The following is a 14,460-nucleotide window of genomic DNA, read 5'->3' as shown; positions in this document are numbered from 1 at the left end:
CGCAGCGCCGAGGCCCTCTCGAAGGTGTGGTAGGATGCTCCCGTCGACGAATGCCCCGGCCGGCGCCCTCCAAGGGCAGGCTCCGGGGCCCTCTGGGAGCACCGCTCCGGATTCATGTAACTCACACAACATTGAGGTTGATCGTATTTGCTGATTCTCCTCCATTTATATCAAAGGTCGCATCAAGCGGTTCGGATACCTGATATACAGCCACAATATCGAAGGCAAGATCAACGAAAAAGAGGGCGAGAGCGAGAAGGGCGATCAAGCGAAGCCGATCGGCTTGTTTGACGGACAGAGGGACACCCCGGGCAACTACATCACCGAAAAGAGCAATGAAAATCAGGAGCATGGCGAGAAAGAGGGCGCCATGGAGAACGGAGTAGAACACCGCTGAGGTAGAACCCAAGCCATTGCCGCCCATAAGAGCAAGCACGGTTGCGGCGATCCAAATAAGCGCGTAGACGCCGGCAAAAACCATACAGGCCACTCTAATCAGCCTACACCTCGATTGCGCTTTGCCGAGTGCGCACTTCAAGTTCATCTCATCGGTATTCGACACCATCGTAAGCTCTTTTCTCTGTAGGCGCTCTCCCAGTTACCGCATCCTCGCTGCTATGCTCCCACCCGGATGCACGGGCTCACGGGACCAATCGTCACGCAAATATCCAGCGGAGCTGGCTCTCCATAAAACAGCATGGCTCACACCTCCTTTCCCATCTCGGCTCCCATCATGGCCTGAAAGAGAAGACGGTAGAACGTCCTCATCAGGGTGCAATAGGGATCCCGCGCGCCCACGTCGCCCGTGGCAAAGTAGGCGCGGGCCCGGCAGCCGCCTCCGCAGAGGTAGCGAATCTCGCAAGCGCCGCACGGAACCAGCTCGTCCACGGGCGGCGCGGGTCGGCGGAGCCGTTCCAAACACGCCGGATCGTCGTGCAGCGATCCCGCGCAAAAGGCCTCATCGTGCAGCAGATGGCACGGGAACACCTCTCCATCAGCCGACACGCTCACCACAGAGCAGCCCGCGCCGCACCCCGTTGTGGTGCACAGCCCCGTGCTCACCGGCGTATCGGCCAGCAGCGGCACCCCGCCCGAGGCCAGATCCAGGGTGGCTCGGGCCAGGGCGACCAGAGCCTCCTCGTCGGGCAGCACCGCCGCGAGCTCTCCCCCGTCGGCCGGGGCCGAGAGCAGACTGAAGTTGATGGTCGCCCCCAACTCCTCGGCTAAGGCGCAGTAGGAGCCCATAGCGTCTCCGTTGCCCCGATGAATGGTCGGGATGATATGGGCCCGCACGCCCGCAGCTCGAATGCGCTTTACCGTTTCCACCAACTCCGAAAAGCGATTCTCCCGCCGGATAGCCGATACCGCGCGAGCATCGGCCCCATCGAAGGACACCGAGATGCAATCAACCCACGGCGCCAGGGCCTCCAGCACTTCCCCGGTCACCCGCGTGCCGTTCGTGAGCACGTCCACCTGCTCGATGCCTGCCTCCTTGGCCCCAGCGGCGATAGCTGCCAAATCGTCGCGCAGAAACGGCTCGCCACCGGAAATGACCAAGCGCGTCACGCCCGCAGCCGCCAAACGATCCACAATCCCGAGCATCGTCTCAAGGGGCAGGTCATCCTTCTCGTTGCGGCCGTCTACAGCGGAATAGCAGCCAACGCAGCGCAGGTTGCAGCGGTGGGTGACGTGCAGATAGGCCGCTTGCAGCTTCGGCTCCCCATCAGCGCGCGCCTCCTCGCCGAAACCGCCGCGGCGCAAATGCTCCAACAGGCGCTCGTCCACGGCGGCAACGACCTCGTCGGGCACATCTTCGGTGAACATGCGGTGGCACAGGGCACGGCCCTCCGGAGTCAGGCCGATAACCGCACCCGTCGCCGTGTTGCCGATCATGGGAATGGAGAACGGTTCGTGCTCCACGATGGTATGGCCGAACCTCATCCTGGGCTCCCCTCATTACGTGACATTTTAGCTATTTTCGATCATTTCTCATCCTCATTTATGCGTTGACCACCATAAAATGTCGCGTTATTAACACAAAACGCTAGAGGTCTTTCAAAAGGGGCTCTCACCAGGCAACTTTTCTTCGGAAAGCCCCGGCTGCCAGCAATTGGAAGCTGTCCAGCCAGCAATTGGAAGCTGCCCGGGCAACGAAGATCCGTCCGAGCGCTGAGTAGGCCAAAAATAGTATTTCCGAAAAGCGCAGATCGCCCGAGGACCACCGAAGATGCCGAGGCTACACGGGCTACATGCCGCGGAAAATATCCTCGAGGGTAATGCCGAGAGAGGTGGCTATCTTCTGGAGCGTGCGCAAGGTGAGATTCTTCTTGCCGGCCTCGATCTCGCTCATATAGGATTTGGTCATGGAGGTCATGAGCGCCAGCTGCGACTGCGATACGCCCTTGGATATGCGGATATCCCGAATGCGTTTTCCAATTCTGTTCTGCAGTCGATTGCTCATGGCCCCAAGGCTACCTTGCCCTGTAAAAAGCGGTTTTCTTATAACCGAACTTACGGCGAACTTCAGCAAATATGCAAAACGCCGGGCCCCGAAAGGGAACCCGGCGCTTGTTGCGGGCGGCCCGTTTTCACCGAAGCGATGCACCCCGCGAAAGGCCGAACGGCCCAGCTTACTTCTTAATCACCTGCACGGCCGCATTGTGCGGTGTCGTCGGCGCTTCCAACACGCCGGCCTGGGTGTACTGCTGCACCTGATCGGCCGTATATCCCAAGCTCTCCAGAATCTCGGCGTTGTGCTCGCCCAGATCGGGGGCGCGCTGGTAGTCCGGCTTGAAGTTCGACATCGTGAACGGCAGGCCGATGGTCTTGAACTTCCCGCGGGCGCCGCCCTGGTCGATCTCGGGGATGGTACCGTCGGTGGTCAGGTCGGGGTCGTGCTCGATCTCGTACCAGTCGAGCACCGGGCCCACCGGCACGCCGGCCGCGCCCAGCTTGTCCGTCAACTCGAACTTGTCGTACTGCTTGGTGAATTCCTCGATGATCGGGTACAGCTCCTGCTTGTGCAGCTGGCGGTTCTGCCACGGCGTGAACCGGGCGTCGGTTGCCAGCTCCGGCTTGCCGATGGCCTCGGCCAAAATCTTGAAGGCCTTGTCGGAGTTCTGCACGACGATGTACACGAAGGCATTGGGGTCGCTCTCCCAGCCCTTGGCCTTGTAGCACCAGCCGATGACCTGGCCGCCCTCGGTATTCTCGGCGCGCGGGATAGCGCGGCCCCAATCAAAGTTCGGGTACACCTCGTAATGCGGCAGAGCCCCCAGGTTGTCCAGCATCAGCTGATCGCGCAGCTTGATGCGGCACAGGTTCAGCACGGCGTTCTGCATGGACTGGTACACGTAGCAGCCCTCGCCCGTGCGCTCGCGCTGCAGCAGCGCCGACAGGATGCCGATGAGGAAGTGCATACCGGTGTTGGAATCGCCCAGGGCCGCAGCGGACTGGGTGGGCACGTTGAAGTCGCCCTCGTTCCAGCCGGTAGTAGAGGCGGCGCCGCCGGCTGACTGGGCCACGGGCTCGAAGGCCTTCACGTGGGCGAAGCGCGAGCCCTGGTTGAAGCCCTTGAGCGAGGCCATGATGCAGCGCGGGTTGATGGCGTGCACCTGTTCCCAGCCAAATCCCATCTTCTCCACGTCGCCCGGGCCGATGTTCTCCACGAACAGGTCGGCCTCCTTCAGCAGCTTGGTCAGAATCTCCTTGCCCTCGGGCGTCTTCACGTTCAGGGTGAGGGACTTCTTGTTGGCGTTCAACTGAAGATAGTACAGGCTCCAGGAATCGGCAATGTCCAGCAGCTCGGTACGGGTCGGATCGCCGCCCGGGCGCTCGATCTTGATGACCTCAGCGCCCATCCAGGCCAGAAACTGGGTGCAGGAGGGGCCCGACTGAACCTCGGTCCAGTCGATGACCTTGATGCCCGCCAAAGGGGCCGTGGAATTCACGTTTGTTGCAGTCACGGGAACACCTCGCTTCTCGAAGGATTTAGAATGTGCTACGGCATCCATTCTAGAAAGCGGATGACGGCAACCCCGTTCGCTGAGCGCCTTTGTCACAGAGCGGTTTGCAGATTGTGGTGAGAAGGGAAGGTACCCATGGGCAGCGAGCACCAGAAATTGAAGCTCCTCTATCTGATGCAGATGCTCTACGAGCAGACCGACGAGGCCCACGGGCTGACTACGCCGGAGCTCATCGAGGGCCTCGCCGAGCGCGGCGTGGATGCCGAGCGCAAATCCATTTACCGTGACCTGGAGACCCTGCGCTCCTTCGGCCTCGCCATAGAGAAGCTGCCCACCCGCCCCGTGAGCTACGCTCTGGCCAGCCGCACCTTCTCCGCAGCCGAGCTCATGCTCCTCGTGGACGCGGTGCAGTCATCGCGCTTCCTCACCCGTCGCATGGCCAACCGTCTCGTCGGGGGCATCGCCTCCCTCGGCTCGTGCCACCAGGAGCAGGCCCTCTCCCGCAACGTGCACGTGGAAGGCCGCATCACCATGCAGAACGAGTCGGTGTTTCATCATGTGAGCACCATCCACGAGGCCCTGCGCCAGCGCCGCCAGGTGGCCTTCCGCTACGTGAAGCATGACGTCCACAAGCGGCCCGTGGCCCAGAAGGACGGACGGCTCTACCGGGAGACGCCGGTGCGCCTCATATACTCCGAGGGATGCTACTACCTCATCGCCTACAACGAAAAGCACGAGAGCTTCCCCGCCTACCGCGTGGACCGTATGCAGGGGCTGCGCCTCACCGATACGCCGGCCGTGCGCAACACGGCCATCGCCACCTTCGACGCCGATGCCTACAGCGCCCGCACCTTCTCCATGTTCGGGGGCGCGACGCGACGGGTGACCCTGCTCGTGGAGGAGCCGGTCATGAGCGCTATGCTGGACCGCTTCGGAAAGGACGTGGAGAGCGCGGCCATCGATGAGCGATGGGCCCGCGTCTATGTCACCGTGACGCCGAGCCCGGTGTTCTTCGGGTGGCTCGCCCAGTTCGGTCGCGGCGTGCGCATCGAGGCCCCCAGCGATCTGGCCACGGAATACGCCGCCTACCTTCGCGACATCTTGGAAGATTACACCTAGGGCCGTGCCGCCTCGAGCATTCCGTACCAGGAAACCGCCTTTGGCGTCGACGACGCTCACGATACTCGCGATGTTCGCGCAAAGCCGCTGGCGCAACCGTCGCCCTCTCATGGGAGGTGTTGCGCGCCCCACAAGGCCGCCGCATTTCCGTAATCGCGCTTTCTGCGCAGTAAACTCCGCGAAGTAGACGCGAAGGGAGCCTTCCCGGCCCTTGCCAGCCAGGGAGGCTCCCTGTCACCTGGGAAAACATCTGGACGGAGACCACCAACGCGCGAATCCCGAGCAGCCTATATCTATCTCGCGGAGTTTGCTGCACAATTTCAGCCTCTTCGGAAACAGACGGACCCAAAACCATCTCCTCCGCCACATAGGCCAAGGCGACCCCAGAACCGGGCTTTCCCGATGCCGCCTTACCTACTCGAAGTCGAACATGGCGGTGGAGAGATAGCGCTCGCCGGTGTCGGGCAGGATGACGACGATGGTCTTGCCGGCGTTCTCGGGGCGGGCGGCCACTTTGGTGGCGGCGGCCACGGCGGCTCCGGCCGAAATGCCCACGAGCAGGCCATCCCGCGCCGCCAGCTCGCGGCCGGCCTCGAAGGCCTCGTCGTCGGTGATGGCCAGCACCTCGTCGTAGATGGCAGTGTCCAGCGTCTCGGGCACGAACCCGGCGCCGATGCCCTGAATCTTGTGGGAGCCGGCGCGTCCCTCGGACAGCACCGGCGAGCCGGCCGGCTCCACAGCCACCACCTGGATGTCCGGGTTCTGGGCCTTCAGGTAGGCCCCGGTGCCCGAAATGGTGCCGCCGGTGCCCACGCCGGCCACGAGGATGTCCACCGTCCCGTCGGTATCCTTCCAGATCTCGGGCCCGGTGGTGCGCTCGTGCACAGCAGGATTCGCCGCATTGGTGAACTGCGAGGGAATGAACGAGTTGGGAATCTCGGCGGCCAGCTCATCAGCTTTGGCGATGGCGCCCTTCATACCCTTGGCGCCCTCGGTGAGCACCAGCTCGGCCCCATAGGCGCGCATGAGGTTGCGCCGTTCCTGGGACATGGTCTCGGGCATGGTGATGATGATGCGGTTGCCGCGCACGGCCGCCAAAGCCGCCAGGCCGATACCGGTGTTGCCCGAGGTGGGCTCGATGAGCACCGTCTCGTCGTCGATGAGCCCGGCGGCCTCGGCCGCCTCGATCATGGCGAGGGCGGCGCGGTCCTTCACCGAGCCGGTGGGGTTGAAGGACTCCACCTTCCCGAGCAGCGTAGCTGGCACGCCGCAGGCCCGCTCGTAGTTGGCCAATTCCACCAGGGGCGTGTGCCCGATCAGCTCGGCAATGCTCTTGTGCACGTTCATGGAAAGTCCTTTCGCTTGCAACTCTTCCCGGTCGGGACCACGGGGTATCCTGATTCGCTCAAACAGTCCTCGCTTTGGGGAACAGCCCACTGGACTGTTCTCGTCGCTGCGGAACTCGCTCGGTCAGAACGCCCCGTGTTCCCCCTACGCTCTACCTCAGCCGAGGTGCGACAGGGAGGAATTTCGGGTGGGCTCACCAAGCGAATTCCGCAGCGTGCATCCCATGCACGCGAGGACTGTCCGAGCGACTGAGCATTACCCGAAAGTCCGACCGGCGGTGACTTTTGATGGGCCCATCGTACCTGTCAACGGACCTCCGTCAACCGAGAAGGCCATAGGGGTTTTCGATGGCCGATCCCGCGAAACAGATGCCGCCGCTTAGAATTTCACCAGACCGCTTTCCCGATAGCGGTATATAATTCCTAGAAAGTTACTAGACTTTAACGAGCACCCGAGAACACGGAGCACCCCATGACCCTCCAACAGCTGCGCTACCTCATCGCCATTGCCAGCCACGGCTCCATCAGCGCCGCGGCACACACCCTGTATGTGTCGCAATCGAGCTTGTCGGTAGCCGTGCGCGACATCGAGCGCGAGACCGGCGTCACCATCTTCGAGCGCTCCAACCGCGGCATCACGCTCACGAGCGACGGCGTGGAGCTGCTCGGCTACGCGCGGCAAGTGGTGGAGCAGGCCGACCTCATGGCCCAGCGCTATTCCGGTCGCGGCGATGGGGGCAACCAGGCCCAGCGCCTCGCCATCACCTCCCAGCACTACGCCTTCGTCGTGGAGGCCTTCCTGGAGCTGGCCGAGGAATACGAGGAGGACGCCTACAACTTCTCCCTGCGCGAGACCCGCACTGCCGAGGTCATCGAGGATGTGCGCGATTTCCGCAGCGATTTGGGCGTGCTCTATCTGTCGTCGTTCAACGAGAGCGTCATCGGCCACGCCCTAGACGATGCGAACCTCTCGTTCAACCTGCTGTTCTCCGCCCAGCCCCATATCTTCGTGAGCGCGAGCCATCCCCTGGCCGAGCGAACCGAGGTCACCCTGGACGACTTGGCAGCCTGGCCGCGCTACGCCTTCGAGCAGGGCAACGCCAACTCGTTCTTCTATGCCGAGGAGCCCTTCGCCGAGCTTCCCCACGGCAAGCGCATCGCCGTGAGCGACCGGGGCACGCTATCGAACCTGCTGGCCCACCATGATGGCTACACCATCTCCACCGGCATGCTGTCGAGCGAGATGCACACGGGCATTGCCAGCGTTCCTTTGGCCACCAAGGAGCTCATGCGCGTGGGCTACATCGTGCACAACGAACGCCAGCTGTCTGATTTGGCCCAACGCTACATCGAGAAGCTGAGCCTGTTCGTGGAAGGCTACCAGATCGGCCTGGCGGGCCTGTAGGCAGCGCCCGCAACGTATCCGAGAGCCGCCGAGCGGCCTTCTCAATCCCGCGGCTCCATATCCAGCAGGTCGAACAGCTCCTGGCGCGTGTGGATGTCGAGCTTCTGGTAGATATGGCGCACGTGGGCCTTCGCGGTGCCGTTGGCGATAACGAGCTCTCGCTCGATGATGCCCACGGTCTTATGCTGCGCCAAGAGGAGCAGTACCTCCTCTTCCCGGGCCGAGAGCTTATAGCGCCGCGCTATCTCGGCGCAACGGTCGGCCAGCTCCTGCTTGCGGGCCAAGGCCGCCGAATCGGTGCCCCCCGAGAGGAAATTCGCGCCCCAGCGGCTCGTGAGATCACACTCCGAGAGGAGGATAGTCGTTGCCGCCACCACGGCCACCAGGGCCAGCAACGCCACGGCCATATCCCCCATCGCGCCCAGTATCTCCTGACTCTCCACCGCATCCGCCGTCATGCGCCCGAGCCACATGACCACCTGGCGCACCCCGCGCTCGATGCCGAACAGCCAGATAGCCGACACGCCGAAGCGGTAGCAGATGTTCGCCATGATGAGCATGATGATGATCGACTGGGCCGTATAGGCGCCGCTCATGCAGAAGTTCGCGGCCTGGCCCTGCACATAGCCGAACAGCGGCACGATGGTGAGGGCCACCACCACGAGCGGCAGGGCGACCCGGTATATGAGGCTGAAATCGAAGCGGCCGCCGCGCATGGCGACGCCGAGGTAGACGAGCAGCGCCACCACCACGGCCCCGGGCGCAGAATGGGGACCGAAGGGACCTTGGTACATACCGCCCTCCAGCAGGCCGTAACCGAAGGCATAGGCCGCCATGAACAGCACCGCCTTCCACGGCACCGAGAAGCGGCTCCACGATGTGGAGGGCAACTCGGCCGCAGGCAGGCTCGCAAAGGCCCGACGCGCCATCAGCAACGACGCCGCCGGCAGGAGCGCCGTCATGGCGAACAGCCACGGCAGCATAAAGCCGCGGTACACATACAGCACCAAGGCACCCGCCGCAATGGAGGCGGAGTAGTACAGGGCGACGCGCAGAGGATTCAGGCAGCTGTACAGCTCGCTCCAAATGAGAATGGCGAGGGCAATGCCGAAGCCGCCGAGCAGCGCCGAGGGCACACCCAAAGCCGAGGCCGCCTCCGCGTGCCAGCAGGAGGCGAACATCAGCACCGTGGAGGCGATCAGGGCCGCCGCGCACAGCGCGAACACGCTTCGCTTGTTGAAGAAGGGGCCGATATGGCGCGCCAGCAGCGTGCAGCCCAGGGCCGTGGCCACCATCGTCCAGTCGAACAGGTCGCGCACCGGCACGCTCGAGGCCGGAAAGCCGACGAACGAGCCCACGAAGACGATCTCGATCCAAGCGCGATACACCCCCAGCCCCAAAAAGGCCACCGGCACGCACAGCGCCGACCACGGCACGCGCCGACCGTTGTGGCGGCCGACTTCCTCTCCGTCCCGTTCGATTTCCACCGCGGCGTCCTCTCTCGCCACCGACCCGCGCTCAGCCCTCACTGCAAATCCACCCTCACTGTAGAACCTCCCTCCGCCATCGGGGAGCCCCCGACCACTCCACGATTATAGAAGATAGAATCCCGCGCTACTCCCTCATTGCGGATACTTCTGCTCATAATTGGAAAAATAGGGGGTTATACCAGGGGGTTATATACCTGATCAGAAAGGGGTTACGTTTTTTACACCCCCGAATCCCGCGACGGACGATGGGCAGGACGGCCCCGAGGCGCTAGGGTACGAGCAGCGCCCGCAATGCGATGGGGCGCAACCGGTCTATTCACTAGGAGGGAAACTATGACCACCATTTCTCGTCGCGACCTGTTCAAGTTCGGCGGCGTGGCGGCCGCCGGCGTGGCGGGTGCCAGCATGCTGGGTGCCTGCTCGCCTCAGCAGCCTACCGCGGCCACTGGCACCGGCTCCGAGAGCGCTGCCGTCGCCGACGGAACCCCGGCGTTCTTCGTGAAGCCCGAGCCCATTACCGACATCGCCGAGACGAAGGACTACGACGTCGTCGTCATCGGAGCCGGCGCCGCCGGCGTGCCCGCCGCTATCTCCGCCTTCGAGGCGGGGGCCAAGGTGGCCCTGCTGCAGAAGGAGGCCACGGCGGTCTCCCAGGGCAACACGTGCGATTCCATCATCGTCGAGGAAACGGCTCCCGGCGGCGTGGAGGCCGTGGTCTCCCTCGTCAACGCCGACTGCTGCCACCTGTCCGATCGCGAGCAGGTGCGCCTGTGGGCCTACAACTCCGGCGAGGCCCTGAAGTGGCTGTGGGGCATCGGCGAGAAGGCCGGCGCGCAGATGGTGGACTCCACCGCGAAGTGGACCGGTGCCATCAAGAACGTCAACGGCTACGACGTGTCCTACTTCGCCTTCGACTTCGGACCGAAGCCCTACAACACCGGCGACGGCATGCGCGACATCGCCGATTGGGCCGAGCAGCAGGGCGTCGAGATCTTCTACTCCACCCCGGCCGCCCAGCTCGTGCAGAATGAATCCGGCGCCGTCACCGGCGTCATCGCCGAGGGTGCTGACGGCTACATCCAGTTCAACGCCGCCAAGGGCGTCATCGTGGCTACGGGCGACTACGAGAACGACGACGAGATGATGGCCTACTACGAGCCGGCCATGGCCAATATCTACCGCAAGGAGCAGAACAAGACCGGCGACGGCCAGAAGATGATGGTCTGGGCCGGGGCGAAGATGGAGGATGCCTGCGGCTCCAAGGTGCAGCACGACTTCGATGCAGGCCCGGGCTCCATGGCTGACATGCCCTTCCTCGCCGTAAAGAACGATGGCACGCGCTTCTGCAACGAGGCAGCCTGCGAGATGGCCGTCATGGGCAACTTCCTGCGCAGCGAGGCCGACCAGGGCTGGTACTCCCAGATCTTCGACAGCAACTATATGGCCGACACCGAGGGCTGGCCGGGCGTGGCCCTGCCGCCGGAGGCCATGGCCAGCTACATGCCCGAGGTCGAGGGCGAGAAGACCGGCGTCTACGAGAGCCTCATCAACACCTTCTCCGCCGATACCCTGGAAGAGCTCGGCGAGAAGCTGGGACTGACCGACGTGCCGACCTTCGTCGCGACCGTCGAGCGCTACAACGAGCTGGCCGAAGGCGGCATCGATGAGGACATGGGCAAGCCCGCCCAGTTCCTGAAGGCCATCAAGCAGCCGCCGTTCTATGGCATCCATCGCCACATCGGCCTGTCCACCATCATCCACGGCGTGAATGTGAACGCCGATATGCAGGCCCTCAACGACGAGGGCGAGCCCATCGAGGGCCTCTACGCCATCGGCAACTGCGCCGGCAACTTCTTCGGAAGCCCCGACTACCCCATGACGGTGCCCGGCCTGTCCCTGGGCCGCTGCCACACCCAGGGCTACGTCGTCGGCCGCGCGGTGGCCAGCAAGTAAAACGATCCCGCACCCTCCCCTTCCAGGGGCCGCCCTCCTCCCGGGCGGCCCCTGCCCTTTTCTCCACATCGGTCGCTCGAGGGCCGACGGACGAACATTTCGCAGATAGCGGAATTTAACCACCGTGCAACAGGGGCCGTAGTAGAATAGGGCCAACACCCGTTTCGTCGTAAAGGAACTTTCCATGGCCCCAGAGCCGGACGATACCGCCTCCGCCCTCGCCGCGCTGGGCATCGAGGGCGTGCTCTCCCACATGCCCGGCGGCTTTTTCGTCTACCGGGCCGATGCCGACGAAGGCCTTATCTACGCTAACGAGGCCTGCTGCCGTATCTTCGGCTGCGATGACCTGTCCGCCTTCAAAAGGCTCACCGGCTTCACCTTCCCCGGCATGGTCCACCCCGACGACATTGTCCGGGTTGAGGACTCCATCGCCCGCCAGATCGCGGCCGACCAGTTCGACATGGACTACGTAGAGTACCGCATCGTGCGCTCCGACGGAGCCGTGCGCTGGATCGAGGATTACGGCCACTATGTGGAAACCAAGGCCGGCCCCCTTTTCTACGTGTTCATCAACGACGGCACCGAGAAGCACGAGCGGCATCGCAAAGAGCTCGCCTCCGTAAGCGCCGAGCTCGCCGAGGCCCACGTGCGCGAGGCAGAGCATCGTAGCATGCTGCGCGGGGCGCTGTCCCAAGCCGAAGCGGCCAATGTGGCGAAGAACGCCTTCCTCTCGAACATGAGCCACGACATCCGCACGCCGCTGAACGCCGTAGTGGGCTACGCCGAGCTCATCCGCGCGCACCTGGACGAAGCCGAGCGCGTGCGCGCCTATACCGATCGCGTGCTAGACGCTTCGCACCAGCTGCTCGATGTGGTGAACGAAACCCTGGAGATCAGCCGCATGGAGGCAGGCCATGTGCAGCTGGTAATGGCCGAGTGCTCGCTCTCCTCCGCCGTCGAGCAGGTGCGGCGCGATTTCGCCGAGACCGCGGAGCGCCGCGGCATCGCCCTGGAAGCCGACGTGTCCGGCATCGTGCACGATCGCGTTGAGGCCGACGTCGTGCGCCTCACGCATCTGCTTTCCCAACTGGTCGACAACGCCGTGAAGTACTCGCCGCCCCGTACCACCGTGCGCATCGTCGCCAGCGAGGAGCCGGGCAGCGCCGGCGGGTTCTCCACTTTCCACCTCACCGTGGCCGACGAGGGCATCGGCATGGACGCGGCCTTCACCGACCGCATGTGCCTGCCTTTCGAACGCGAGAACAACACGACGGCCTCGGGCGTGCAGGGTACCGGCCTCGGCCTGACCATCGTGCGGAGCATCCTCGATCTCATGCAGGGCGATCTCTCCGCGGAAAGCACGCCGGGCGCAGGCTCGGTGTTCACCGTCACGCTCACGCTGCGCGTGACCCACGCCGAGGATGCGAGAGAGGCCTTCGGCCGCCGCGAGCGCACCGGCGAGGTGCGGCGCATCCTACTCGTAGAGGACAACGAGCTGAACAGCGAGATTGCCTGCTGCCTTCTGGAGGACGCCGGCTACACGGTGGAAGTAGCGGAAAACGGGCAGGTGGCTGTCGAGCGGCTGAGCAGAGCCGACCCGTCCGCCTTCGATTTGGTGCTCATGGACATCCAGATGCCCGTGATGGACGGCTACGCGGCCGCCCGGGCCATCCGCGCGCTGCCCGACCCACTGCGCTCCACCGTGCCCATTATCGCCGTGAGTGCGAATGCGTTTTCGGAAGATCGGAAACGCTCCCTGGAAAGCGGCATGGACGCCCATTTGGCCAAGCCCCTCGACATCCACCGGCTCGAGCGCCTCATCGCCACCGTCATCGGCTAGCAGATGGTACCGCCGCCCACCACCACGTCGCCGTGGTAGAGCACCACGGCCTGGCCGGGCGCGGCGGCCCGCTGGGGCTCGTCGAACACCACGCGCAGCTCATCGTCGCCCGTCTGCTCCACCGTCGCCGCCATGGGGCGCTGGCGGTAGTGTGTCTTCGCAGTCACCGCGCACGGCGCCTCGATGCGCTCGACGGCGATGAGGTTCACATCGTGGGCCGTCACCTCCCGCACCTGCACCTCGGCGGCTGTGCCCACGACGAGCTGATTGGCCGCCGCGTCTTTCGCGAACACGTAGAGCGGCTCGGGGGCAGCCACGCCGATGCCCTTGCGCTGGCCTACGGTGTAATGGATAAGCCCCTTGTGCTCGCCAAGCACCTTACCCTCCCGGTTCACGATCTCCCCCGGCTCGAAAGCTGCGCCGCACCCGCACCGCCGCCCTATGAAGGCGGCGTAGTCGCCGTCGGGCACGAAGCAAATATCCTGGCTCTCGGGCTTCTCGGCCGTTGCGAAACCGTGGGCGCGGGCGAGCTCGCGCACCTCGGGCTTGGTCAGCTCGCCCAGAGGAAAGAGCATGTGGGCGAGCGCGTCCTGGGTAAGGTGATACAGCACGTAGCTCTGATCCTTCGCCGCATCCCGCGCCCGCAGAAGCCGCCAGCGGCGGGTTCGCGCATCCCAAGCGCGGCGAGCGTAGTGGCCCGTGGCCACAAAGCCAAGCCCCAGCTCACGGCGGCGGCGCTGGAGAGCATCGAACTTCAGGAAGCGGTTGCAATCGATGCAGGGATTGGGCGTAGTGCCCCCAAGGTAGGCGCCGCAGAACCGGTCGATGACCGCCTCGCCGAACAGCTCGCCGAAATTGAACGTGTAATGGGGCACGCCGAGACGGCGGCACACGGCCCGGGCATCTTCCACATCATCGGCCGAGCAGCACGACGAGTCGCAGTCGGGCGCTACCACATCGGCGCCGAAGAGCTTCATGGTTGCGCCCGTCACCCCATAGCCGGCCTCGCTGAGAAGCAGAGCGGCCACCGACGAGTCCACCCCGCCGCTCATCGCCATCATCACCGTGGGGCCCGCGCCCGCGGCGGCATCATCGAAAGCTCCCCCGGGAAGAGGCGCCCTACCCTGCGCCTTTGCGGGCGCATTTTCCATCCGTTCGTCCATAGTGCCATCATAGCACGGGGGCTATCGGCTATGCTGGCACCCATGCAGGGGTACGGAAGATGTCCACGGCACACCGCGGGCCTTCCGTTGAGAGGGCGGTGCCGCCCAACCCTTCGAACCTGTCAGCTAACACTGTCGTAGGGAGCATGCCCACCAGCACAAGGCGCTCCGCATACGGG

The 14,460-nt window shown here is 64.2% G+C and carries 11 protein-coding genes and 1 riboswitch; of the genes, 4 read left to right on the top strand and 7 right to left on the bottom strand.

Annotation, left to right across the window (positions count from 1 at the left end; all coding sequences use genetic code 11):
• Positions 1-121: 121 nt before the first annotated feature.
• The 4 genes from F8D48_RS09670 to frc form a co-directional block, all read right to left on the bottom strand.
• Positions 122-565 carry a hypothetical protein gene (locus F8D48_RS09670; RefSeq protein ID WP_151431623.1) on the bottom strand — a complete coding sequence of 148 codons (444 nt, stop codon included), beginning with the start codon at positions 563-565 and terminating at the stop codon, positions 122-124.
• 137 nt (positions 566-702) lie between these two features.
• Positions 703-1,941, bottom strand: a complete 1,239-nt coding sequence (locus F8D48_RS09665) for a radical SAM/SPASM domain-containing protein (RefSeq protein WP_151431621.1) — start codon at positions 1,939-1,941, stop codon at positions 703-705.
• A gap of 304 nt (positions 1,942-2,245) precedes the next feature.
• Positions 2,246-2,461: a helix-turn-helix domain-containing protein gene (locus F8D48_RS09660; RefSeq protein WP_135970915.1), complete on the bottom strand. Its 216-nt coding sequence runs from the start codon at positions 2,459-2,461 to the stop codon at positions 2,246-2,248.
• 169 nt (positions 2,462-2,630) lie between these two features.
• Positions 2,631-3,965, bottom strand: coding sequence for a formyl-CoA transferase (gene frc, locus F8D48_RS09655; RefSeq protein ID WP_240806303.1), 1,335 nt, complete (start codon positions 3,963-3,965; stop codon positions 2,631-2,633).
• A 135-nt stretch (positions 3,966-4,100) separates the two neighbouring features.
• On the opposite strand from frc, the gene F8D48_RS09650 reads away from it, so the two are divergent.
• Positions 4,101-5,084 carry a helix-turn-helix transcriptional regulator gene (locus tag F8D48_RS09650; RefSeq protein WP_151431617.1) on the top strand — a complete coding sequence of 328 codons (984 nt, stop codon included), beginning with the start codon at positions 4,101-4,103 and terminating at the stop codon, positions 5,082-5,084.
• A gap of 414 nt (positions 5,085-5,498) precedes the next feature.
• On the opposite strand, the gene cysK is transcribed toward F8D48_RS09650, so the two are convergent.
• Complete coding sequence (gene cysK, locus F8D48_RS09645) at positions 5,499-6,431, bottom strand: cysteine synthase A (RefSeq protein ID WP_151431616.1); 933 nt, start codon at positions 6,429-6,431, stop codon at positions 5,499-5,501.
• Positions 6,432-6,902: 471 nt separating this feature from the next.
• Between cysK and F8D48_RS09640 the strand changes: the two genes are divergently transcribed.
• Positions 6,903-7,835 (top strand): LysR family transcriptional regulator, encoded by a 933-nt coding sequence (locus F8D48_RS09640; protein ID WP_016310562.1) that lies wholly within the window; start codon positions 6,903-6,905, stop codon positions 7,833-7,835.
• Between the two features lie 41 nt (positions 7,836-7,876).
• On the opposite strand, the gene F8D48_RS09635 is transcribed toward F8D48_RS09640, so the two are convergent.
• The gene (locus F8D48_RS09635) at positions 7,877-9,322 is read right to left on the bottom strand and encodes a response regulator transcription factor (RefSeq protein WP_151431614.1); all 1,446 of its coding nucleotides are present in this window, start codon (positions 9,320-9,322) and stop codon (positions 7,877-7,879) included.
• 336 nt (positions 9,323-9,658) lie between these two features.
• Between F8D48_RS09635 and F8D48_RS09630 the strand changes: the two genes are divergently transcribed.
• Positions 9,659-11,278, top strand: coding sequence for an FAD-binding protein (locus tag F8D48_RS09630; RefSeq protein WP_151431612.1), 1,620 nt, complete (start codon positions 9,659-9,661; stop codon positions 11,276-11,278).
• Between the two features lie 184 nt (positions 11,279-11,462).
• Positions 11,463-13,118: a PAS domain-containing hybrid sensor histidine kinase/response regulator gene (locus F8D48_RS09625; RefSeq protein WP_151431610.1), complete on the top strand. Its 1,656-nt coding sequence runs from the start codon at positions 11,463-11,465 to the stop codon at positions 13,116-13,118.
• Here F8D48_RS09625 and mnmA read toward each other — a convergent pair.
• The gene (gene mnmA / locus F8D48_RS09620; RefSeq protein ID WP_201757729.1) at positions 13,115-14,269 is read right to left on the bottom strand and encodes a tRNA 2-thiouridine(34) synthase MnmA; all 1,155 of its coding nucleotides are present in this window, start codon (positions 14,267-14,269) and stop codon (positions 13,115-13,117) included. The genes F8D48_RS09625 and mnmA overlap by 4 nt on opposite strands.
• Before the next feature lie 48 nt (positions 14,270-14,317).
• A riboswitch (TPP riboswitch) is annotated at positions 14,318-14,442 on the top strand.
• The last annotated feature ends 18 nt before the right edge of the window (positions 14,443-14,460 follow it).

The organism is Adlercreutzia muris, assembly GCF_008831045.1.
In the GTDB taxonomy this organism is placed as follows: Bacteria; Actinomycetota; Coriobacteriia; order Coriobacteriales; family Eggerthellaceae; genus Adlercreutzia; species Adlercreutzia muris.
Note: the sequence above shows the minus strand (reverse complement) of the source record. Positions and strands in the feature narration are given on the sequence as shown.